The following is a 20,820-nucleotide window of genomic DNA, read 5'->3' as shown; positions in this document are numbered from 1 at the left end:
AGGTGCCGGGGTTTTTGATTTTTGAGCGTACGTTTCGATCACGTGTTCATGGTATCGAAGAAATCGCTGTTGTTTTTGGTCTCGCGCATTTTGCCCATCAAGAATTCCATGGCGTCCGTAACGCCCATGGGCATCAAAATGCGACGCAACACCCACATTTTTGACAATGTGCCTTTGTCCACCAAAAGCTCTTCCTTGCGGGTGCCGGATTTGGTGATGTCTATGGCGGGGAAGATGCGCTTGTCAGACACTTTGCGATCCAGGATGATTTCCGAGTTGCCGGTGCCCTTGAATTCTTCGAAAATAACTTCGTCCATGCGCGATCCGGTATCGATCAGGGCGGTGGCAATGATGGTCATCGAGCCGCCCTCTTCAATGTTGCGCGCGGCACCGAAGAACCGCTTGGGACGTTGCAAGGCGTTGGCATCCACACCACCGGTGAGCACCTTGCCGGAGCTGGGCACCACGGTGTTGTAGGCGCGCGCCAGTCGGGTGATGGAGTCCAGCAAAATGATCACATCGCGCTTGTGTTCGACCAAACGCTTGGCCTTTTGAATGACCATTTCCGCCACTTGAACGTGACGCGAAGCCGGTTCGTCAAAGGTGGAGCTGATGACTTCGCCTTTGACCGAACGCGCCATGTCGGTGACTTCTTCGGGGCGTTCATCGATGAGCAAGACAATCAAATAGCTTTCCGGGTGGTTGGCCGCCAGAGCATGGGCGATGTTTTGCAGCATAACGGTCTTGCCGGTGCGCGGCGGCGCCACAATCAAGGCACGCTGGCCTTTGCCGATGGGCGTAATCAAATCCATGATGCGCCCGGTGTATTCTTTGCTTTCGGGATTATCGACTTCCATGATCAAACGCTCATCGGGATAGAGCGGCGTCAGGTTATCGAAGTTGATGCGATGGCGCACGGCGCCGGGGTCTTCGTAGTTGATGGTGTTGAGCTTCAACAACGCAAAATACCGCTCGCCATCTTTGGGGCTGCGAATTTCGCCTTCAACCGTGTCGCCCGTGCGCAAACCGAAGCGCCGCACCTGATTAGGAGAAACATAAATATCGTCGGGACCCGGAAGATAGTTGGCTTCGGGGCTGCGCAGAAAGCCAAAACCGTCTTGCAGCACTTCCAAAACGCCTTCACCATAAATGGCGGTGCCTTGTTCGGCCAAACGTTTGAGAATAGCAAACATGATGTCTTGTTTGCGCAAAGAACTGGCGTTTTCAATTTCCAGTTGTTCTGCAAAAACCACAAGATCGGCTGGTGATTTCTGCTTAAGTTCTTTGAGATTCATAGGTGAACCTGTGCGTTGATTTCAGAAAAAAGGATATGCCGGATCAATTAGGCGGAAGGCCACACGGCAAAAGAAGAGAATATTGGGCAACTATCATGATAAAAAACAATATTATCAGGGAGATAGAAGCATCAGAAGGGAATTTAAGCGGGGGCCGCTTGAAGTCAGAACTCAAGCATTACCCGAAGCCTACACTTAAGTCAAAGAAGATTTAAACACCAAGACCCCGACTATGAAGATCAAAACGGTTTGACGATGACGATGATCACAATGGCGATCATCAACACGGTCGGAATTTCATTGGCAAACCGAAAAAAAGATTCCGGATGCTTGTTTTGATCGCGTTCGAAGTCTTTGCGCCATCTCGACATGAACATATGAGAAATGGTCAGCAAAACAACCAAGGTCAATTTCACGTGTGCCCAGCCTTCCGTCCAAGCACCGAGGCTGTAATACATCCACCCGCCAAAGATCCATGTGAACATCATGGCAGGCGTCATAATGGCCCGCAGCAAACGCCGTTCCATGATTTTGAAGGTTTCCGACTGGTTGGACCCAACCTGAGATTGGCAGTGATAAACAAACAAACGCGGCAGATAAAGCAGGCCCGCCATCCACGCAATGACCGAAATGATATGCAGGGCTTTCACCCAATTGTACGCATCGCCTTCGAGCATCAGGTGTTCAAACATAACAAAGCCTTTTCAAGATCGTTTCAACAAGGGATTTGGTTGGCGAGTTTACGCGTTTTGAAAACAAGAGCAAGCAACGGTTAGGTTGTTGTGGGGACCACCGGACAACCGGCCACATCCGTCGCACACAGACGCTCTTTTCCACCACCGGGACAGGTCTTTTGCGGTTGCTCCAAAGCCAGCAAAACCATGTCCGCCAAACCCTCGATAAACGCTGGGTGCGTTCCAACGGCGGGGACGCGCACATAGGTATCAACACCGGCCTCGGTGGCGACGTGCTTGTATTCGATATCCAACTCAACCAACGTTTCGGAATGTTCCGTCACAAAGGCGATGGGCAAAATCACCAACGCATTGCCCTCAAGTCCGGCGCGTTTGATTTCATCTTCGGTAGACGGCCCAATCCATTCCAAACGCCCTACCCGGCTTTGATAACTGACCAACCAGTCGGTGAGTTCGATGCCTTGACTTTTGAGGGTCTGGACAATTTGCGCAGCGCCCAACTCAATTTGACGGGGATACGGATCACCGCGTTTTTCAACCAGCTTTTTCGGCAAACCATGGGCCGAAAAAAGAACCCGAACGGGTTTGCCACCGGCTTCGCTGAGTGCTTGTTCATAAGCTGCTTTCAACAAATCCGATTGTGCCGTTAACCAACCAGAATCATTTGGAAAACAACAAATGCGATTGCTGGAAACCTTTAAACCGATGGTCTGGGCAACTTGATCCCAGTCCGAAAATGAACTTTCCGTCGTGGTGGTCGAATATTGCGGATAAAGCGGTAATTGAATGATGTGATCGGGATTAAAGGCTTTCACCGTTTGCACCGCTTGCGGGCTCAACGGGTGCCAATAGCGCATACAGATAAAGCATTGGACTTTAACGCCTTTAAGGTGTCTGCCGAGCGCCTTTTCCAACGCCAGCGCTTGTTGGTTGGTCAATTCCAAAATCGGCGATTTACCACCGATGTGGTTGTAAATCTCTTGAGCCACCGGCGCCCGGCGTTTGGAAATGAATTTTGCCAACAGCCACCTGATCGGCAGCGGTGCGTCGATGATCGCTTTGTCCATAAAGAGATTGAACAGAAACGGTTCAACCGCCTCCAACCGATCTGGTCCACCCAGATTGTAGAGAACTATGGCCAAACGTTTCATGATCGTCCTCGATTAAATTTAAACTTCACCGCGCACCAAAGCACACAGACGCTCAACATGCTCCGGCGGGGTTTGGGGAACAATTCCGTGGCCCAGGTTGAATATAAAAGGTCCTTGGCCAAGAATTTCAAGGATACGTTTGATTTCCGTTTCCATTTGTTCGCCGCCGGCAACCAAAAGCAAATTGTCCAAAGTCCCTTGAAGTGTAGCGAGCGGCTGCAACACATCGCGCGCCCATTCCAACGGTACGGTATGATCCAAACCCACGCCATCAATTTTGGTTTCGCGAATATAGGCTTCATAAAGCGGCCCGGCACCACGGGGAAAACCAATGATCGGCACAGTGGGATGAACCGCTTTCACATTTTCGACAATGCGCACCATCGGCTCAATGGACCATTTGTAAAATTGCTGTTCCGACAACACCCCGGCCCAGCTGTCGAACAATTGCAAACATTCGGCGCCGCGGTTCACTTGTTCGATCAAATATTTGGAGGTACTTTCAACCAAGATATCGATCAAGCGCTGAAAAAACTTTGGATCGGAATAGGCAATGGAGCGAATTTCTTCATAATTTTTGCTGCCCTTGCCTTCAACCATATAAGTCGCAACCGTCCACGGTGCGCCGGCAAACCCGATCAACGCCGTGGTTTCGGGAATTTCTTTGGCCAATCGAGAAACCGTAGTGAACACCGGTTCAAGATGGCGCAACACATGGCTTTGATCCAAGGTTGATTCCAGCTGAGCCATATTTTTAATGGGTTCCAACTGAGGACCATGACCGGAAACAAATTCGACCTTTTGTCCCAAGGCATCCGGGATCACCAAAATGTCGGAAAAGAGAATTGCGGCATCCAAAGCGTAACGGCGCAACGGTTGCAAAGTCACTTCGACAGCCAAATCGGGTGAATAACAAAAGTGCAAAAAGTTTTTCGATTTTGCCCGCGTTTCCCGATATTCCGGCAAATATCGACCAGCTTGACGCATCAGCCAGAGTGGCGGAGGGGTCAGCGTTTCACCTTTGAGAGCCTGAAGAAAGCGTTTGGTCACGTTCATTCCATTCTGATTTCCGAAGAGTTATCCCGTTTTTTATCGCCCCTAACAAACAATATATTTTTATAAATAAAAAGGTGGTTGTTGTTGTTGTGCGGTGAATAGCGGGGATTTCTTTTTGTCCAAGCTTTGTTAGTGCGTTCATCCACAAGCCCAAGAAGGTTGTCCAAAAAACGAAGAGGACTTTGTATAAAAACAAATGAAGGCTTAAAAACGGCGGACTTGGTGCAAAAAAGAAAACCTGTGAAAAGTGGGGAACAGTGTTCACCAACGGGTTTAAGGATTGATGAATGTTTCGGACGTGGAGAAGGTTGTACACTGTGTGTCGAGAGGCTAAGAAGAGAGAGGTTATCCCGGTACTTTTGTGTGGATGAAATAACATGCGTATTTGTCCACATGTTATCCCGGCTGAAAAAGTTGCTCTTTAACGCGAAAAAATTGGGTTCAAAATGACCTCATTGGTTCTGCATAAAATTTCCGACAGTACGGGCGAAACACTCGATGTGGTGGCGCGGGCGTGTCTGGTGCAGTTTTCCGATGTAAAGGTTATTGAAAAACGCTGGTCCATGGTCCGCAATGGAGAACAGATCGATTGTATCTTGGCAGAAATTGAAAAAAATCCGGGCTTTATAATTTTCACCCTGGTTGATGACGGCCTGACGGAAAAATTGGTCTACGGCTGCAAAAAGCTCCAAGTGCCGTGTGTCGATTTGCTCAATCCGGTTTTGGGGCAGCTGGGCAACTACTTAGGTATCGCGCGCGGCCGTCGACCGGGCAGCCAGCATGTTTTGGACGCAGACTATTTTTCAAAAATTGCTGCGTTGCATTTTGTACTGGCCCACGACGATGGTCAGTCATTGCAAGATATTGACGATGCCGACGTGGTGTTGATGGGTGTTTCGCGCACCACCAAAACACCAACCTGCATTTATTTGGCGAACCGCAGCATCAAAGCGGCCAATGTGCCGATTGTGCCGGGCATGACGGTGTCCGATGAAATTTTAAAAGCCAAACGCCCGCTCATTGTGGGTCTGACCAAAGATCCGCGACGGCTGGTGCAAATTCGTCGCCAACGGTTGAAAATGCAAGGACACTTGGAACAATCCGATTACGTCGATCTGGACGCGGTGGCGCAAGAAATTCGCGAAGCCAAGCGTCTTTACGCGCAAAATGGCTGGCCGGTGATCGATGTGACGCGAAAATCGGTGGAAGAAACGGCGGCAACGATTTTGAATTTGTACAATGAGCGTCTTGAAGCGTCTTATTAAGCTGGAAAATCGTAGAGTTGGGTGATGAGCAACACGTTAAAATCTGTATCCGCCAAAGCGGCCCCTGCCCCCTTTTTGCGCGCAGGCGTGATGGGCTGGCCGGTGGATCATTCCCTGTCGCCGAAAGTGCATGGCTTTTGGCTGCAGCAGTATGACATTGAAGGCGAATACGTTCGTATTCCCGTTGCACCCCAGGACTTTGCCCAAAAAATAAAATCTCTAAAAGCAGACGGTTTTGTCGGGGTGAATGTGACCGTTCCCCACAAACAAGCGGCCTTGCGGGCGGTGGATGAAATTCATCCCCTGGCCCAGCGCATCGGCGCGGTGAACACGGTGGTTGTGCGCGAAGACGGCTCTCTTTTTGGCTTCAACACCGATGGCTTTGGTTTTTTGGAAAATTTAAAAGCGGGCTTTAACGCTTTTGATGCGGGCAATGGTCCCGCCGTTGTATTGGGCGCGGGCGGTGCGGCCAGGGCCGTTATCGCCGCTTTGTTGGACGCTGGAGCACCCGAAGTGCGGATTTTAAACCGCACCAAAGAACGGGCCGAAGATCTGGCCAAAGACTTACGCGGCCTTGGTTCGGGTTCAATTTTAGTGGGCGATTGGGAACGGCGCGGCGATTATTTGCAAGACGCCGTCTTGCTCACCAACACCACGACCTTGGGCATGCATGGACGGCGCTCTTTAGATCTGGATTTAACCGCCCTGCCCCAAAGCGCTCTGGTCAACGATATCGTTTATGTGCCTTTGCAAACGGATCTTTTGGCCCGCGCCCAGGACCGCGGCAATCCGACCGTTGACGGTTTGGGCATGCTTTTGCACCAGGCGCGGCCCGGTTTTGAAGCCTGGTTTGGGCGTTTGCCGGAGGTCACGGACGCCCTTCGGGCGCATGTTTTGAAGGGGGTGTAAACGTGTACATTCTCGGCCTCACAGGCTCCATCGGCATGGGCAAAACCTGGGGGACAAAGTGTTTCCGTCGTTTGGGCGTGGCGGTGCACGACGCGGATGCCTGCGTTCATCGCTTGATGGCTCCAAACGGCAAAGCCACAGCCCAGGTGGCAAAAGCGTTTCCCGGCGTGATGAATGATCAAGGCGCCATCGATCGCCAAAAGCTCGGCGCGTGGGTGCTAAACGACACACCTGCCCTTGATAAATTGCAAGCTATGCTTCATCCTTTGGTGCGCCAAAATCAGCGCAAGTTTTTGGCCCAGTGCCAACGGCGCGGCGCACCTTTGGTGGTGTTGGACATTCCCTTATTGTTCGAAACGCATGCGCGTTCGCGGGTCGATTCCGTGGTGGTGATGTCGGCGCCCGCCTCCGTCCAACGTCAACGGGTGTTGCGACGGCCGGGTATGTCGCCCGCTAAATTTGAAGCGATTTTGGCCCGCCAAGTGCCCGATGAGGTCAAGCGTCAATTGGCTGAACACTTGGTTTTCACCGGGGCAACGCGGGGTCAGTCCTTGCGTCAAATCGCGAAAATCGTCAAAGTGACAAAAACCAAAAAAGGCCATGCGTGGTCGCCCCATTGGTTGATGTCTTAAGGAATGAAACACCATGCGTGAGATTGCTCTGGATACGGAAACCACCGGCCTCAATCCCAAATCGGGTCATAAGGTGGTGGAAATCGGTTGTGTCGAGATGCTCAATCACATCGCCACCGGTGAAGTGTTTCACGTCTACATCAATCCTGAGCGTGATATGCCCGAAGAAGCTTTTCGCGTTCACGGTTTGTCGGAAGCGTTTTTAAAAGATCACCCTGTTTTTAAAAAGGTCGCCGATGATTTTTTGGCTTTTATTGGTGACGACCCGTTGGTTATTCACAACGCGGCGTTTGATATGGGATTTTTGAATTGGGAACTGGAACAGATCGGTAAGCCCGCGTTGGATATGGCGCGCACCATCGATACGGTACAGATGGCGCGCAAAAAATTCCCCGGTGCTCAGGCCAATTTGGACGCCTTGTGTCGTCGCTTTGGCATTGATAATTCAGACCGCGATTTGCACGGCGCATTGTTGGACGCCCGCTTGTTGGCCGATGTGTATTTGGAATTGATGGGTGGTCGCCAGACTGGTTTGGGTCTGGGTGTGGAACCAAAAGCTGAGACGCAGGACGAAATTAAAATCGAAAAACGCCAATTGCGCGAAGCCCGCACCTTTGCGCCGAGTGAAGATGAAATGACGGCTCATGCGCTGTTTATCGCGCAAATCGAAGGGGCTTTGTGGAAAGCCTAAACGTTTCGAAAGCAAACGAAAAACGCCCCCATTTTGGGGGCGTTTTAACCATAAAAACGCGGCTTTTGCTTTAGGCTTTTTTATTGTTTTCAGCGTCAACCATGGCGGCCACATCTTGATCAAGATTTTTCACTTGCTGCGCCATGTTGGCTTGATACATGGCGGCAAAATCGATGGGCTGCAACATCAACGGTACAAATCCGCCGTCGCGGGTGGCGTCAGCTAAAATGTTGCGGGCAAATGGGAACAAAATGCGAGGGCATTCCACCAACAGCATGCCGCCCAAATGTTCTTCCGGCACGTTGATAGCAAAAACGCCTGCGTATTTCAGCTCGACGATAAAGCCGACTTTCTCGCCCAACTTCAACTCGGCACGCATATCCAAGATCACTTCGTAATAGTTGGCCGCTTGAGGGCCTTCCAATTTTGCGGCTTGAACATCGACGTTGACGTTGATATCGGGCTGCTGATTTTGCAAATCCGCCAAAATACCGGGGGCATTGGGCGATTCAAAGGACAAATCTTTGACATACTGACCGTGGATGGCCAAAGCAGCTTGTTGCGTGCCCTGGGGGGCGCCCGCGGATGAAGGTGTATGGTCGGCGCCGTTGCCGGGAGTGTCGCTCATAAAAAGTGTCCTCTGATGTGAAGGCTTTATGTACAGAATTGTCCAAGGCGTTAAATTAGCCCGCAACCCTTAAGAAATAACGAAAGTCCTTCGTTATCATGCAATCGCAAGCAGAACAAGTCCACTGCCCGCTTAAGGTTTACGATGACTTATCGGATAAATGCGTAGGATCTTTTTGTTCGGTGACGTCTTCAAAATCAGCCTCGATAACGATTTCAGACGGAGCGTTTGTGCTTGTCCACGTGTCCTGTGATGAATTGCCCATCGTTTGCGCGTTCATCGTGCGCATGTGAACACGGCTGGCGATGAAGCGCCGTAAGATGGCACGAAAGGGAGGCGTAAACAGCAGAAAGCCAAGGGCATCGGTGAAAAAACCAGGCGTGAGCAACAAAAAACCAGCTGCCAAAACACAAAATCCATCGAACAGCGGGCCAATGGGTTGTTCGCCACGTTCCAAGCTGCTTTGCAACCGTGCCATAGTCTGAAGACCTTGCTGGCGTAACAGTGCGGTTCCGGCGATGGCGGTCAAAATCACCACCAACAAAGTTGGCCACAATCCGATGAAACCACCCACTTGGATAAACAAACCGATTTCGATCAAGGGAACGCAGATAAACGCAATCAGTATCAGAAAAACCATTTTTACCCTTATGTCTTGCCCTTGGTACACCATCAGCTTATCTAACGGTTAGCGTTCGCACGAAACTTGCGTATAGTCTTGAACGTAAAGTCATCGTGTGATGGATCGTTTTGGGTGCACGGTGGAGGTGGGGTCCGTTTTGAGATCTCGCAAGTCATCGGCGTGGATTTGGTATATCTTAAGACATAAAAGCGACGGATACAGGCATGCAATTTTTTGATATCGTACTTTTTGCTTTGATCGCAATTTTTTTGGTCCTGCGTCTGCGTGGCGTATTGGGCAGCCGCGACGGTCATGAAGGCGGTTACAACGATCGTTTTAAATCCGATCCCGCAAAAGGCGAAAAAGCACAAAACCAATCAGACAACGTGATTGATTTGCCCGGTGCCCGCACCGCCGATGTTGATATGCTTTCGGACTCTGCCTTTGAACAAAAGGTCAAACCGGAAGAACCTTTGCCGGAAGGCCCTGTGGGCGACGGCATTCGCGCTATTCGTGAATTTGATCCGCAGTTCAACCCCAAGGAATTTGTTGGCGGCGCGTCCATGGCGTTTGAAATGATTTTGAACGCCTATGCCGATGGCGACACCAAAATTTTGAAAAATCTGCTCAGCCCCGAAGTGTTTGCGGGCTTTGAGCAAGCGATCGCGAAGCGCAATGCAGAAGGCCAAACCTTGCAAGAAACCTTGGTCGGCATTTCCAAATGCGAAATCGTCGAGGCCTATATGGATGGTCGTGATGCCAACGTCACGGTCAAGATCGTCTCGGAACAAATCAGCGCCTTGATGGATAGCGATGGTTCGGTGATTGAAGGCGATCCGGCCAAAGTGGTTGATACGACGGATTTTTGGACCTTTGCGCGTTCCACCAAATCACGCAATCCCAATTGGACGCTGGTCGGTACCGGCACTTTGGATTAAGGCGTTTGGCGTGAAAACGCAGATGAGCGGCTTATCCAGAACGGTTCTTTTTGGTGTTGTGATGAGCGCTCTGCTCAGCGCGTGCGCACCCGTTTCAAAAGCACCCGTTACATCAGAACCGCCCGTTTCTCAAAAATCGTCCAAGGTTGAATTGTTAAGCACGACGTTTAGTGCCTTGCCCGGCTGGTCGTTCGATCAGCATGCCCAGGCCATAACGGCGTTTCAAAAATCGTGCGCCAAAATTCTCACCTTGCCGCTCACCCGTCGCATGGCTGCCAATGAGGCTGCGCCCGGCGGCACGGTGGCACAATGGCAAGGCCCCTGCACGGCGGTGAAAACACTTGAACCCGGCGATAATGCTGCGGCCAAACGTTTTTTTGAAACCTGGTTCATGCCCTATGAAGTGCGCGAAAACGCCCAGCCGTCAGGACTGTTTACGGGTTATTACGAGCCGCAACTGAACGGGTCGTGGACCAAGACTGGCCCCTATCAAACGCCGCTTTACGCGCGTCCCGCCGATTTGGTTAGCGCCAACCTTGGCGCGTTTGACGATGATTTGGGCGGCTCGACCATTTGGGGCCGGGTGGAAGACGGCAAGCTGCAACCCTATGCGGTTCGTCGCGATATTGAAACGGGACGGGTTAAGGGCCTGAAACCGTTGCTGTGGGTGGACTCTGCGGTGGATGCCTTTTTTCTCCATGTGCAAGGCTCCGGGCAAATTAAAATGCCCGATGGCTCAATGGCACGGGTCGGCTTTGCTGGTAAAAACGGTCGTCCTTATCAGTCCGTTGGCCGCATTTTGATCGACAGTGGCGAAATATCCGCCGACCGTTTGACCATGGCCTCAATTCGCGATTGGGTTGAAGCACGGCCCCAGGCGGGGCCTGAGTTGCTGCAAAAAAATCCCAGTTTCGTGTTTTTCCGCCTTCTTGAAGGCGACGGACCCATTGGTGCTCAAGGTGTGGCGCTAACGGCCGGACGCTCCTTGGCGGTGGATCGTCGCTATTTGCCCTTGGGCGCGCCGTTGTGGTTGAGCACTCATGAACCGCTTGATGCCAACAAACCTTTGCAGCGCCTTATGATCGCGCAAGACACCGGCGGGGCCATTAAAGGCGTTGTGCGCGGGGACATCTTTTTTGGTTCCGGCCCAGACGCCGCCAAGCACGCCGGCAATATGAAACGACCGGGACGGTATTACATATTGCTGCCACTTTCGGTGTTGCCCATTCAAACCCCGCAGTGATTTAAACCATTTTGTGAAAGCGCTTGAAAAGGTACGTTGAACGCCTCACAGTTAGGTTATGACGGAAAAAACCTCCCCACTCCGCGTCGGCCTCTTTGTTACGTGTCTGGTCGATTTGATGCGCCCATCGGTGGGCTTTGGTGCGTTGCATTTGTTGGCGCGCATCGGTCCCAGTTTGGATGTCTTGGTGCCCGATCAACAAACGTGCTGCGGACAACCGGCGTATAATTCCGGCGATCTGGTTTCGGCCCGCACTTTGGCGCAAAATGTCATTGAGACGTTTGAAGGCTTTGACCGGGTTGTGGTTCCGTCCGGTTCATGCGCGGGCATGATCGTCAAACACTATCCGAATTTATTTGCCATCGAGGATCCATGGCGGGCGCGTGCCGACAGTTTGGCTCAGCGCACCTGGGAGCTGACCTCGTTTTTGGCGGAGCATTTGGACCTAAATGACACTGGCGCGGCCTTTGCGGGCACCGCCACCTATCACGACAGTTGCGCAGGTCTGCGCGAATTGGGTGTCAAGCATCAGCCGCGCCGGTTGTTGGCAACGGTGGAGGGTTTGACCCTGAACGAATTGGCGGACAGTGAAAGCTGCTGTGGGTTTGGCGGTTTGTTTTCGTTGAAATACCCGGATGTTTCCGGCGCCATTGTTGATCAAAAAGCCCAAGCGGTGGAAAACACCAACAGTGATTTGCTGGTGGGCGGCGATTTGGGTTGCTTGATGAATGTGGCAGGCAAGTTGAAACGGCGCGGCTCCAAAATGCGGGTGTTTCACATCGCCGAAGTGCTGGCCAACTTGACCGATGCGTGCGGAATTGGTGAGGATCAGGACGCATGAGCAACCCCATTCCCCCTGGTCATGAGCCCCAGTGTCACGACTTTCAAGCGGGTGCCAAAAAGGCGCTGGACAACAAAGTTCTGCAAGCCCTGTTGGAACGCACCTTAAAATCGGGTTTTCAACAAAGACGACTGAATGCTAAAGCACGATTGCCCGAATACGACCAATTGCGCGATCAGGCGCGCGATCTGAAAAACCATGTGCTCGATAATCTAGATGTTTATTTGGAACGCTTTGAGGCACAACTCACCAAAGCGGGTGGGCACGTTCATTGGGCAAAAGATGCGGCCCATGCGCGTGAAATCATTTTGAAAATTTGCCAAGACGCCGGGGCTAAAACCGTGAGCAAGGGCAAGTCCATGATTGGCGAAGAAATTGCGCTGAACGATTTTTTGGACGCCAATGGCGTGGTGCCCATCGAAACCGACTTGGGCGAATACATCATTCAGCTGCGCCACGAACTGCCCAGTCACATCATTGCGCCCGCGTTTCATTTGTCCAAAGAGCAAGTCGGTGAAACCTTTAAAGAACACCACACCCATTTAGATCAGGATCGTGATTTGTCCGAACCCAGCGTGTTGCTGGGCGAAGCGCGTGCGGAATTGCGTGATAAGTTTTTGCGCGCCGATGTGGGCATCACCGGGGCGAATATTTTGATTGCCGAAACTGGTACCGCGATGATCGTCACCAACGAAGGCAATGGCGATTTAACACAAAGCTTGCCGCCCGTGCACATCGCGCTGACGTCCATTGAAAAGGTCGTGCCGACGCTGGAAGACGCGACCTTGATTTTGCGCTTGTTGGCACGCACCGCCACGGGACAAGAACAAACCGTCTACAACACCTTTTTCACCGGACCAAAGCGTCAAGGCGATCTGGATGGACCCGAAGCGTTCCATGTGGTGCTGTTGGACAACGGCCGAACGGACTTGTTGGGCTCTGAGTTTCGCGACGTATTGCGCTGTATTCGCTGCGGCGCGTGCATCAACCACTGTCCCGTGTATGCGGTGACCAGCGGTCATGCGTACGGCTGGGTGTATCCCGGACCCATCGGCGCGGTGTTGTCGCCACACTTTGTCGGTCTGGACGAAGCCCATCTGTTGCCCAGTGCGTCAACCTTGTGTGGGCGCTGCGAAGAGGTCTGCCCGGTGCACATTCCCCTGCCCGATTTGTTGCGCCATTGGCGCACCCGTGGGTTCGCGGCCAAAAAGGGCGGTAAAATGCAGCGTTTGGGCCTTGCCCTGTGGGCCCAGTTGGCTCGGCGTCCGGGGCTTTATCACGCCGTCATGGCACTGGGCGTCAATGGGTTGAAACTTATGGGTGGCAAACGCGGCGCATTTAAATCCCTTTTGGGCGCAGGTGGCTGGACCAAAACCCGTGACTTGCCGACCCCCCAAGGCGGAACGTTTCAGGCGCGCTATCGAAAGGGTGAACGATGAGCAAGGCCCGCACAGAAATTTTTGCGCGTCTGAAATCGGTTTTGGATCTTAAACAAGATCGGATCGTCCGCACGCAAAATGCGGAACAGCGCATTCGTGCGGCGACCCCGAATTTGATCCCGGCACGCGGTCGCGCTGAGGGTTTGACACGAGCTATTATATTTGAAGAAGAAGCCAAATTTGCCCAGGCCGAGGTACGTAAACTGGTGAACCTGAAAGCCGTACCAGACATCGTGCGCGACATTTGCCAAGAGGCTCAAACAACCGCTCTTAAAATTGCCCCGCATCCTGAATTGCAAGTTCTGGAGTGGCAGGGTCTGAACGTTGAATTTGGTCCGGGCGCGGGTTCGGACCTGGTCGGGCTGTCCAGGGCCTATGCGGGTGTGGCGGAAACCGGAACGCTGGTGATGGTGTCGGGTCCGGCGTCGCCCAGCACGTTGAACTTTTTGCCCGATGTCCATATTGTGGTGATCCACACCGAAGACATAGTCGCAAATTATGAACAGGTGTGGTCCAGACTGCGTCAAGATGCTGGAGGAGATACACCCGTTATGCCGCGCACGGTCAATTGGATTACGGGACCCTCGCGCACGGCGGACATTGAACAAACATTGTTGTTGGGCGCCCATGGCCCGCGTAAACTCATCATATTGCTGATCGATGCCAAAAACCCTTAAACCCCGTGCCGTCCAGCACAAATCGGCGAAAAAGAAAAAGGCCGAAACGCCGGAGGACGATTTAAAACTCTGGCAGGTGGTGGCCGAAACCGTCGAGCCGTTGAAGGGTCGCGATTTGCCGCCTGCCGATTATGATGCCGTTCCGCCGCCGCCGATGGTTGCGCCACGCTTGCCCGTAAAGCGTACCGAGCCGCCTCAATCCCCGTTGCCGGTTTTCGCCTTGCCGGAACTCACCCATGACCATCAACCGGGTTTGGACAAAGCCACCGCCAAGCGCATGCGCCGCGGGCAGGTTAAAATTTCCGGCCGCATCGATCTGCACGGCATGACCCAGGCTGACGCCCATCAGGCTTTGGACCGTTTTTTGGACGATGCGTGGATGGCGGGAAAACGCGAAGTTTTGGTGATTACGGGCAAAGGCACCCGCGCTGATGGGTCCATCGGGGTGTTGCGTCAACAGGTGCCGCGCTGGCTGGGGTCCTTTCCCAACCGCACCAAGGTGGTGGCGTTCACCTATGCATCTGCCAAAGACGGTGGCGAAGGGGCGTTGTATGTGCGCCTCAAAAAACGTTGAAAACGTTAAGTTAACCTCTTCGATTTATGCTCACGCCGACAGAGGGATAAGAGGCCATGACACCTTTCGGGCAAAAAATGCGCAGTTTGCGAGACGCCAAAGGGGTTACGCAAAAACAGATGGCCGACGCCCTGGGCGTTTCGGGGGCATATTTGTCGGCGCTGGAACACGGCAATCGGGGCCGCCCCGGTTCCGGCATGATCATGCAAATTTGTGATTATTTCGGTTTGATTTGGGATGACAGTGAAGAGCTGAAACGCTTGGCCCGCCTGTCTCATCCCCGCGTCACCGTCGATACGGCAGGCATGAGTCCCAGGGCCACGGAGCTGGCCAACGAATTGGCCGACTGTATAGGCAGCCTTGATGAGCAGACCTTGCAGTGGATTTTGGATGAAATTCGCGCCCATAAGGGCAGCGCCTTAACGGTTCGACATGTCCCGCATGCCCAATAATCGAGCAAAAAAGAGCAGACTTCATCGAAATGAAGGGATTTGTTCATTTTGTCTGGGTAATTTGGTAAGATGACAATACAGGTTCGGGAAGAGGCGGTGTTCGGGGGGACATCTGAGGATGTGGGAAACGTATTGATGATATCGGTGATTTTTTAATGGCAGCCCCCGCCAAATCCAAACCAAGCGGCCTGATCGGCAAAATAGCCGGATCTCTTTTTCGTTCTAAAGCCAAACCCACGGCGCAAAATCAGTCCTCGGCACCGGTTGCAAAAAAACCTCAAAAACCGGCCGCACCAAAAGAAAACTGGACCGCCAATCGTTTGAATGTGGTCGAAAGGCTGTGCAGTTCAGGTTACACCACGCCGGGTGGCGCGGCGCATGTCAAACGTTTGCTGCCGCTGCTGGGCCTGGATGAAAAGAAAAGTCTGTTGCTGCTGGGTGCGGGCATGGGCGGCATCTCGGAAACCATTGTTGAAGACACCGGGGTTTGGGTGACGGGCTATGAGCCGGACAAAGAACTCGCCAAAATCGGTATGGAGAGCATGAAGCGCTCAGGCCTGCAACGCAAAGCACCGATCAAATTTGATTCTATGGAAAACCTTCAACTCAAACCCAAATCGTATAATGCCATGATGGCGTTTGATTCGGTTCACAGTGTATCTGATAAAAAAGCTTTGTTTTCGGCCGTAGAGCAATCGTTGCGTTTGGACGGTGAAATGCTGTTTCTCAGCTACGTTTTACCGGACACCAATCCCCCCAGCGCAAAGGTGGAAATTTGGGCCAAAAACCAAGTCCTCACGCCCTACTTGTGGCCGGGCGAGGCTATGCTGGGCATGTTGAAGAGCTTAAATTTGGATGTTCGCCCGCCCGATGACGTGACGTTGGAATTTCGCCAATGTGTGCTTCAGGCCTGGCTGGGTTTGTTGTCCAAGCTGAAAAAGGCCGAATTGCTGGCCATCGCCATCGACTTGGTGGGCGAATGCGAACGCTGGGCAGACCTGATCACCGCCATCGATACCGGCGGTTTAAAGGTGATGAAGTACCACTGCATCAAACTGCCCGATCAACGCAAGTCGGTGAGCGAACTGATGGGCTAAAGGGCTAGAGAATAAACTTCCGCAAATCGGTGTTTTTCGCCAGCGCTGAGATGGTCTCGCGCACGAAGACCTCATCGATGGTGATGGTTTCGCCGTCGCGTTCGGACGCTGTAAAGCTGATGTCTTCCAACAGTTTTTCCATCACCGTGTGCAAACGTCGAGCACCGATGTTTTCGACCGACCCGTTGATTTCGGCGGCCAAGGTGGCCAGCTCTTCGATGGCGGCATCGGTAATTTGCAAAGTGACGTTTTCGACCGCCATAAGCGCCGTGTATTGGCGGATCAAGCTGGATTCCGGTTCTTTGAGGATGCGCACCAAGTCGTCACGGGTGAGCGCTTTCAGCTCGACGCGGATGGGCAAACGACCTTGCAGTTCGGGCAGCAAATCGCTGGGTTTGGCGACGTGAAAGGCGCCGCTGGCGATGAACAAAATATGGTCGGTTTTGACCGGACCGCGTTTGGTCGACACCGTGGTGCCCTCGATCAACGGCAGCAAATCGCGCTGCACCCCTTCACGTGACACGTCGCCGCCGGAGCGTTCCGACTTGGCGGCGATTTTATCCAACTCGTCTAAAAACACGATGCCGCCGGTTTCCACTTTTTCGATGGCTTCTTTGGTCAGCGCTTCTTCATCGACCAGTTTGTCGGCTTCTTCGGCGACCAAAATATCGTAGCTGGCCGCCACCGACATTTTTTTCGGTTTCAACGGTGCACCGAAGGCACCACCCAGCATATCGCCCAAATTGAGCATGCTGACTTGTGAACCGGGCATGCCGGGAATGTCGAATGCGGGCATGGAATTGGAGCCGGCGTCGCGCACCTGAATTTCGATTTCCTTGTCGTCAATCTGGCCTTCGCGAAGCATTTTGCGAAATTTTTGCCGCGTCGCATCGGATGCATTGTTGCCCACCAAGGCATCGAGCACGCGTTCTTCCGCGGCCTCTTCGGCCCTCACGCGGACTTTGGCTTTGTGGGTTTCGCGCACCATGTGCACGGCGCTTTCCACCAAGTCGCGGATGATCTGTTCAACGTCACGTCCGACGTAGCCCACTTCGGTGAATTTGGTGGCTTCGACCTTGATGAACGGGGCATCCGCCAACTTGGCCAGACGCCGGGCAATTTCCGTTTTGCCGACCCCGGTGGGTCCGATCATGAGGATGTTTTTGGGCACGATTTCTTCGCGCATGGCGTCGGTGATTTGCAGACGCCGCCAACGGTTGCGCAGCGCCACGGCCACGGCGCGCTTGGCGTCGTTTTGACCAACAATAAAACGATCCAGTTCAGAAACGATTTCGCGGGGCGTCAGGTTGCTCATGTGCTTTAAGTCTCTTTTATAAGGTCTCTATGGTGAAGTTGGTGTTGGTGAAGACACAAATATCGGCGGCGATTTCCATGGCCCGACGTGCGACTTGTTCGGCGCTGAGGTTGTCTTGTCCCGCCAGTCCACGGGCCGCCGCCAGCGCGTAATTGCCGCCCGAACCGATAGCGATGACGCCATCGTCGGGTTCCAAAACATCACCGGTTCCGGTCAAAACCAAAGACACGTCTTTGTCGGCGACCAGCATCATGGCTTCCAGCTTGCGCAGGTAGCGATCGGTGCGCCAATCTTTGGCCAGCTCCACACAGGCGCGGGTCAACTGGTTGGGATATTGCTCCAGTTTGGCTTCCAGACGCTCAAATAAAGTAAACGCATCCGCCGTGGCCCCGGCAAATCCGGCGATGACGCTACCGTCGCCGATGCGCCGCACTTTGCGCGCCGTGCCTTTGACGATGGTGTTGCCCAGGCTCACCTGACCGTCGCCGATCATCACCACGTCTCCGTCCTTGCGCACGTTCAAGATGGTTGTGCCGTGCCACGTGGGGGCACTGTTTTGGCGGTGGGTATCGCTCATGGTGGAATCCTGATCAAAATGGCAAAAGCAAGCCTCCCCGATGTAAGCCGCCTATCCGCTTCGGTCAAGGGCTGGGGCTGGGGCTGGGGCTGGGGTTGGGGCTGGGGCTGGTACATCAAAGCACCTTTGTTGCTGGTACTACCTCAACGATCCTGTTAAAAGAAAGCGTCTTTTTGAATGGAGGGCACGTTATGCGCACCGGCCGCGTTGAGCGCAACACCAACGAAACCCAAATCAGCGTCGAATTGAACCTCGACGGTGAAGGCGTTTATGACATTTCCACCGGCATCGGTTTTTTGGATCACATGCTGGAACAACTGTCGCGCCATGGGCTCATCGACCTGAAGGTGAAAGCCAAAGGCGATCTGCACATTGATTTTCACCACACCACCGAAGACGTTGGCATTGCCATCGGCGAAGCGTTTACCCAGGCCTTGGGGGACCGGCGCGGCATCACGCGTTATGGCTCGGCCCTGTCACCCATGGATGAAGCCCTCACGCGGGTGGCGCTGGATGCGTCTAACCGTCCCTACTTGGTGTGGAAGGTTGAATTTGTGCGCGACAAGCTGGGCGATATGGACACCGAATTGTTCAAAGAATGGTTTGGCGGTTTCGCTCAGGCCGCTGGTCTGACGCTGCACGTTGAAACCTTTTATGGTGAAAACAATCACCACATTATTGAAAGCTGTTTCAAGGGGCTGGCCCGAGCGTTGCGTCAAGCGGTTGAAATTGATCCGCGCAAAGCCGACCAAGTGCCGTCCACCAAGGGCGTTTTGGGCGGTTCGCTTTAACTTAAGGAGAGTGACAGGTGTATGGATCTGATAACCGCCCTAGTCCTCCCCAACATTTCCGATCAAAGATCGGATGTTGGGGGGATCGAAGCGGTCCTCTCAATCCCAACCAAGCCAGCTTGGGGGATTAAGGGATGACCGTCTATTCCATCCACGTTCGCGACACCGGACTGAAGCCTGACTTGGCCTTGGTCAAAGACGGGTTCTCCTGGCCTGCGGCAATATTTGGTTTTTTCTGGGCCTTGGTGCTGGGCGCGTGGGATGTGGCGCTGGTGCTGTTGGCGGTGCAGATTGTGGCGGGCTTGGCGTTGCCGATGTTGATTGGTGATGCCACGGCCCTATCCGTGGTGCAGTTGGGCGTCTCCGTACTGATCGGTTTGATCGCCAATGAATTGCGCCGCTGGTCGCTGGACAGGCGCGGTATGCATGAAGAAGCCATCGTTACCGCCCATGATAAAGAAGAGGCGGAACGGCGTTATCTGGACGCCAATCCGTACATGACCGCAAAACTGTTGAGAGACTAAGCCTGATGAAGGTCGCCATTATCGATTACGGTTCGGGAAACTTGCGCTCGGTGGCCAAGTCGTTTGAGCGCGCGGCGGACGAACAAGTTTTTGGTACAGAGGTTTTGGTCACCGGAAAACCGGAAGACCTTCTCAGCGCCGATCGTATTGTGCTGCCCGGCGTCGGCGCGTTTGCCGATTGCAAGGCCGGTCTGGAAGCGGTCGATGGTTTGCATGAGGCCTTGACCGAAGCGGTTGTGGACAAGGCCCGGCCGTTTATGGGCATTTGCGTCGGTATGCAGTTGATGAGCGACGTCGGCCACGAATTTGGCGACACGCCAGGACTGGGCTGGATTGCGGGCGACGTCACGGCGTTGCGCCCTTCTGACCCGGCGCTTAAAATTCCCCATATGGGGTGGAACGATTTTGACACGTTGGCATCGCACCCGGTGTTTGACGGTGTAAAAACCGGCGAGCACGCTTATTTTGTGCACAGTTATCATTTTACCCCCAAAAATCCGGCGCATGTTTTGGCGACCGTGCAATACGGCGGTGCGGTGACCGCGGCGGTGGGGCGCGACAATATGATCGGAACCCAATTTCATCCGGAAAAAAGTCAGGCTTTGGGCCTGCACATCATCGCAAATTTTTTGCGGTGGAAGCCTTAAATTTGAGAACCTAAAGAGACCTAAAATGATTTTTTTTCCTGCCATTGATTTGAAAGACGGCCAATGTGTGCGCTTGTTGCGCGGCGAAATGGACCAGGCCACCGTTTTTAACGACGATCCCGGCGCCCAGGCCTGCGCCTTTGTGAACCAAGGCTGTCAGTGGATCCATGTGGTGGATCTGAACGGCGCGTTCGAAGGCCGTCCCGTTAACGCCGATGCGGTTGACGCCATTTTGGATGACGTGCGCGTGCCTATTGAGTTGGGCGGCGGCATTCGTGACCTGGAAACCATTCGTTTTTGGTTGGACAAGGGCGTGCGCCGGGTGATTTTGGGCACCGTCGCGCTGCGCGATCCGGACTTGGTCATCGAAGCGTGCAAAAAATACCCCGGCCGCATTGCCGTGGGTGTGGACGCCAAAGACGGCATGGTCGCGGTCGAAGGCTGGGCCGAAGTGTCCGATATTTCCGCCATCGATCTGGCGAAAAAATTCGAAGATGTGGGCGTCGCCGCCATCATTTTCACCGACATTGCCAGAGACGGTTTGATGCAAGGCCCCAACACCGAAAGCACGTTGGAACTGGCCCGCGCCATTTCCACGCCGGTGATCGCGTCGGGTGGCGTTTCCTCCATGGAAGATTTAAAAGACTTAAAAGCCCGTGGCGGTGATATCTTGGAAGGCGTCATCAGTGGCCGGGCGGTTTACGACGGTCAGATCGATGTGCGCGAAGCGGTCGATCTTTTGAGAGCAAAAAGGCGCTAAT

General features: G+C 53.4%; 24 protein-coding genes. 16 read left to right on the top strand and 8 right to left on the bottom strand.

What is annotated here, in order from left to right:
* Window positions 1–38: 38 nt before the first annotated feature.
* From rho to hemE, 4 genes are all read right to left on the bottom strand, one after another.
* The gene (gene rho, locus BEN30_RS15785; protein WP_069959279.1) at window positions 39–1,295 is read right to left on the bottom strand and encodes a transcription termination factor Rho; all 1,257 of its coding nucleotides are present in this window, start codon (window positions 1,293–1,295) and stop codon (window positions 39–41) included.
* 239 nt (window positions 1,296–1,534) lie between these two features.
* Window positions 1,535–1,987: a protoporphyrinogen oxidase HemJ gene (gene hemJ / locus BEN30_RS15775; protein WP_245649072.1), complete on the bottom strand. Its 453-nt coding sequence runs from the start codon at window positions 1,985–1,987 to the stop codon at window positions 1,535–1,537.
* A gap of 80 nt (window positions 1,988–2,067) precedes the next feature.
* Window positions 2,068–3,141, bottom strand: coding sequence for a ferrochelatase (gene hemH / locus BEN30_RS15770; RefSeq protein WP_069959277.1), 1,074 nt, complete (start codon window positions 3,139–3,141; stop codon window positions 2,068–2,070).
* A gap of 18 nt (window positions 3,142–3,159) precedes the next feature.
* Entirely contained in the window at window positions 3,160–4,197 is a 1,038-nt protein-coding gene (hemE, locus tag BEN30_RS15765) for a uroporphyrinogen decarboxylase (protein ID WP_069959276.1), read from the bottom strand.
* A 446-nt stretch (window positions 4,198–4,643) separates the two neighbouring features.
* Between hemE and BEN30_RS15760 the strand changes: the two genes are divergently transcribed.
* Genes BEN30_RS15760 through dnaQ form a run of 4 tightly spaced genes read left to right on the top strand, consistent with a single transcriptional unit; the run spans window position 4,644 to window position 7,694 of the window.
* The gene (locus BEN30_RS15760) at window positions 4,644–5,462 is read left to right on the top strand and encodes a pyruvate, water dikinase regulatory protein (RefSeq protein ID WP_069959275.1); all 819 of its coding nucleotides are present in this window, start codon (window positions 4,644–4,646) and stop codon (window positions 5,460–5,462) included.
* Window positions 5,463–5,486: 24 nt separating this feature from the next.
* Window positions 5,487–6,371 (top strand): shikimate dehydrogenase, encoded by an 885-nt coding sequence (locus tag BEN30_RS15755; RefSeq protein WP_069959274.1) that lies wholly within the window; start codon window positions 5,487–5,489, stop codon window positions 6,369–6,371.
* Between the two features lie 2 nt (window positions 6,372–6,373).
* Window positions 6,374–7,003, top strand: a complete 630-nt coding sequence (gene coaE / locus BEN30_RS15750; protein ID WP_069959273.1) for a dephospho-CoA kinase — start codon at window positions 6,374–6,376, stop codon at window positions 7,001–7,003.
* Window positions 7,004–7,016: 13 nt separating this feature from the next.
* Entirely contained in the window at window positions 7,017–7,694 is a 678-nt protein-coding gene (gene dnaQ / locus BEN30_RS15745) for a DNA polymerase III subunit epsilon (protein WP_069959272.1), read from the top strand.
* A gap of 70 nt (window positions 7,695–7,764) precedes the next feature.
* Here the strand turns inward: dnaQ and secB are convergent, their stop codons facing one another.
* Window positions 7,765–8,322, bottom strand: coding sequence for a protein-export chaperone SecB (secB, locus tag BEN30_RS15740; RefSeq protein ID WP_069959271.1), 558 nt, complete (start codon window positions 8,320–8,322; stop codon window positions 7,765–7,767).
* 139 nt (window positions 8,323–8,461) lie between these two features.
* Window positions 8,462–8,962: an FxsA family protein gene (locus tag BEN30_RS15735; RefSeq protein WP_069959270.1), complete on the bottom strand. Its 501-nt coding sequence runs from the start codon at window positions 8,960–8,962 to the stop codon at window positions 8,462–8,464.
* Between the two features lie 206 nt (window positions 8,963–9,168).
* Here BEN30_RS15735 and BEN30_RS15730 point away from each other — a divergent pair, with 206 nt between their 5' ends.
* The 8 genes from BEN30_RS15730 to BEN30_RS15695 all read left to right on the top strand — a co-directional run bounded on the left by BEN30_RS15730 (window position 9,169) and on the right by BEN30_RS15695 (window position 16,205).
* On the top strand, window positions 9,169–9,882 hold the full coding sequence (locus BEN30_RS15730) for a Tim44/TimA family putative adaptor protein (protein WP_069959269.1): 714 nt from the start codon (window positions 9,169–9,171) through the stop codon (window positions 9,880–9,882).
* 10 nt (window positions 9,883–9,892) lie between these two features.
* Complete coding sequence (gene mltA / locus BEN30_RS15725) at window positions 9,893–11,125, top strand: murein transglycosylase A (protein WP_245649071.1); 1,233 nt, start codon at window positions 9,893–9,895, stop codon at window positions 11,123–11,125.
* A 58-nt stretch (window positions 11,126–11,183) separates the two neighbouring features.
* Window positions 11,184–11,966 (top strand): (Fe-S)-binding protein, encoded by a 783-nt coding sequence (locus tag BEN30_RS15720; protein WP_069959267.1) that lies wholly within the window; start codon window positions 11,184–11,186, stop codon window positions 11,964–11,966.
* Window positions 11,963–13,405 (top strand): LutB/LldF family L-lactate oxidation iron-sulfur protein, encoded by a 1,443-nt coding sequence (locus BEN30_RS15715; protein WP_069959266.1) that lies wholly within the window; start codon window positions 11,963–11,965, stop codon window positions 13,403–13,405. The genes BEN30_RS15720 and BEN30_RS15715 overlap by 4 nt, the downstream gene beginning before the upstream one ends.
* A complete protein-coding gene (locus tag BEN30_RS15710; protein ID WP_069959265.1) occupies window positions 13,402–14,082 on the top strand; it encodes a LutC/YkgG family protein in 681 nt (226 codons plus the stop codon). Before BEN30_RS15715 ends, BEN30_RS15710 begins: the two co-directional genes overlap by 4 nt.
* The gene (locus tag BEN30_RS15705) at window positions 14,066–14,656 is read left to right on the top strand and encodes a Smr/MutS family protein (RefSeq protein WP_069959264.1); all 591 of its coding nucleotides are present in this window, start codon (window positions 14,066–14,068) and stop codon (window positions 14,654–14,656) included. The genes BEN30_RS15710 and BEN30_RS15705 overlap by 17 nt, the downstream gene beginning before the upstream one ends.
* Window positions 14,657–14,712: 56 nt before the next feature.
* Entirely contained in the window at window positions 14,713–15,108 is a 396-nt protein-coding gene (locus BEN30_RS15700; RefSeq protein WP_069959263.1) for a helix-turn-helix domain-containing protein, read from the top strand.
* Between the two features lie 155 nt (window positions 15,109–15,263).
* On the top strand, window positions 15,264–16,205 hold the full coding sequence (locus BEN30_RS15695; RefSeq protein ID WP_069959262.1) for a class I SAM-dependent methyltransferase: 942 nt from the start codon (window positions 15,264–15,266) through the stop codon (window positions 16,203–16,205).
* A 4-nt stretch (window positions 16,206–16,209) separates the two neighbouring features.
* Here the strand turns inward: BEN30_RS15695 and hslU are convergent, their stop codons facing one another.
* Both hslU and hslV read right to left on the bottom strand, forming a co-directional pair.
* Window positions 16,210–17,520, bottom strand: a complete 1,311-nt coding sequence (gene hslU / locus BEN30_RS15690) for an ATP-dependent protease ATPase subunit HslU (protein WP_069959261.1) — start codon at window positions 17,518–17,520, stop codon at window positions 16,210–16,212.
* Window positions 17,521–17,536: 16 nt separating this feature from the next.
* Window positions 17,537–18,097 (bottom strand): ATP-dependent protease subunit HslV, encoded by a 561-nt coding sequence (gene hslV / locus BEN30_RS15685; protein WP_069959260.1) that lies wholly within the window; start codon window positions 18,095–18,097, stop codon window positions 17,537–17,539.
* A gap of 191 nt (window positions 18,098–18,288) precedes the next feature.
* Here hslV and hisB point away from each other — a divergent pair, with 191 nt between their 5' ends.
* The 4 genes from hisB to hisA all read left to right on the top strand — a co-directional run bounded on the left by hisB (window position 18,289) and on the right by hisA (window position 20,819).
* The gene (gene hisB, locus BEN30_RS15680) at window positions 18,289–18,888 is read left to right on the top strand and encodes an imidazoleglycerol-phosphate dehydratase HisB (RefSeq protein ID WP_069959259.1); all 600 of its coding nucleotides are present in this window, start codon (window positions 18,289–18,291) and stop codon (window positions 18,886–18,888) included.
* 134 nt (window positions 18,889–19,022) lie between these two features.
* A complete protein-coding gene (locus tag BEN30_RS15675; protein ID WP_069959258.1) occupies window positions 19,023–19,412 on the top strand; it encodes a DUF2628 domain-containing protein in 390 nt (129 codons plus the stop codon).
* A gap of 5 nt (window positions 19,413–19,417) precedes the next feature.
* Complete coding sequence (gene hisH, locus BEN30_RS15670; RefSeq protein WP_069959257.1) at window positions 19,418–20,059, top strand: imidazole glycerol phosphate synthase subunit HisH; 642 nt, start codon at window positions 19,418–19,420, stop codon at window positions 20,057–20,059.
* Window positions 20,060–20,084: 25 nt separating this feature from the next.
* A complete protein-coding gene (gene hisA, locus BEN30_RS15665) occupies window positions 20,085–20,819 on the top strand; it encodes a 1-(5-phosphoribosyl)-5-[(5-phosphoribosylamino)methylideneamino]imidazole-4-carboxamide isomerase (RefSeq protein WP_069959256.1) in 735 nt (244 codons plus the stop codon).
* The last annotated feature ends 1 nt before the right edge of the window (window position 20,820 follow it).

The sequence above is a fragment of the Magnetovibrio blakemorei genome, from assembly GCF_001746755.1.
Classification (GTDB): Bacteria; Pseudomonadota; Alphaproteobacteria; order Rhodospirillales; family Magnetovibrionaceae; genus Magnetovibrio; species Magnetovibrio blakemorei.
This window is presented reverse-complemented; position numbering and strand designations above follow the sequence as displayed.

Excerpts from the sequence above, each read along its gene's own strand:
- hslV (WP_069959260.1), bottom strand. The coding sequence starts at position 18,097 with ATGAGCGATACCCACCGCCAAAACAGTGCCCCCACGTGGCACGGCACA.
- hisB (WP_069959259.1), top strand. The coding sequence starts at position 18,289 with ATGCGCACCGGCCGCGTTGAGCGCAACACCAACGAAACCCAAATCAGC.
- hemJ (WP_245649072.1), bottom strand. The coding sequence starts at position 1,987 with ATGTTTGAACACCTGATGCTCGAAGGCGATGCGTACAATTGGGTGAAA.
- hisH (WP_069959257.1), top strand. The coding sequence starts at position 19,418 with ATGAAGGTCGCCATTATCGATTACGGTTCGGGAAACTTGCGCTCGGTG.
- BEN30_RS15720 (WP_069959267.1), top strand. The coding sequence starts at position 11,184 with ATGACGGAAAAAACCTCCCCACTCCGCGTCGGCCTCTTTGTTACGTGT.
- hemE (WP_069959276.1), bottom strand. The coding sequence starts at position 4,197 with ATGAACGTGACCAAACGCTTTCTTCAGGCTCTCAAAGGTGAAACGCTG.
- hisA (WP_069959256.1), top strand. The coding sequence starts at position 20,085 with ATGATTTTTTTTCCTGCCATTGATTTGAAAGACGGCCAATGTGTGCGC.
- hslU (WP_069959261.1), bottom strand. The coding sequence starts at position 17,520 with ATGAGCAACCTGACGCCCCGCGAAATCGTTTCTGAACTGGATCGTTTT.
- BEN30_RS15755 (WP_069959274.1), top strand. The coding sequence starts at position 5,487 with ATGAGCAACACGTTAAAATCTGTATCCGCCAAAGCGGCCCCTGCCCCC.
- BEN30_RS15675 (WP_069959258.1), top strand. The coding sequence starts at position 19,023 with ATGACCGTCTATTCCATCCACGTTCGCGACACCGGACTGAAGCCTGAC.
- rho (WP_069959279.1), bottom strand. The coding sequence starts at position 1,295 with ATGAATCTCAAAGAACTTAAGCAGAAATCACCAGCCGATCTTGTGGTT.
- BEN30_RS15760 (WP_069959275.1), top strand. The coding sequence starts at position 4,644 with ATGACCTCATTGGTTCTGCATAAAATTTCCGACAGTACGGGCGAAACA.
- BEN30_RS15710 (WP_069959265.1), top strand. The coding sequence starts at position 13,402 with ATGAGCAAGGCCCGCACAGAAATTTTTGCGCGTCTGAAATCGGTTTTG.
- secB (WP_069959271.1), bottom strand. The coding sequence starts at position 8,322 with ATGAGCGACACTCCCGGCAACGGCGCCGACCATACACCTTCATCCGCG.
- dnaQ (WP_069959272.1), top strand. The coding sequence starts at position 7,017 with ATGCGTGAGATTGCTCTGGATACGGAAACCACCGGCCTCAATCCCAAA.
- BEN30_RS15695 (WP_069959262.1), top strand. The coding sequence starts at position 15,264 with ATGGCAGCCCCCGCCAAATCCAAACCAAGCGGCCTGATCGGCAAAATA.
- hemH (WP_069959277.1), bottom strand. The coding sequence starts at position 3,141 with ATGAAACGTTTGGCCATAGTTCTCTACAATCTGGGTGGACCAGATCGG.
- BEN30_RS15715 (WP_069959266.1), top strand. The coding sequence starts at position 11,963 with ATGAGCAACCCCATTCCCCCTGGTCATGAGCCCCAGTGTCACGACTTT.
- BEN30_RS15700 (WP_069959263.1), top strand. The coding sequence starts at position 14,713 with ATGACACCTTTCGGGCAAAAAATGCGCAGTTTGCGAGACGCCAAAGGG.
- BEN30_RS15705 (WP_069959264.1), top strand. The coding sequence starts at position 14,066 with ATGCCAAAAACCCTTAAACCCCGTGCCGTCCAGCACAAATCGGCGAAA.
- BEN30_RS15735 (WP_069959270.1), bottom strand. The coding sequence starts at position 8,962 with ATGGTTTTTCTGATACTGATTGCGTTTATCTGCGTTCCCTTGATCGAA.
- BEN30_RS15730 (WP_069959269.1), top strand. The coding sequence starts at position 9,169 with ATGCAATTTTTTGATATCGTACTTTTTGCTTTGATCGCAATTTTTTTG.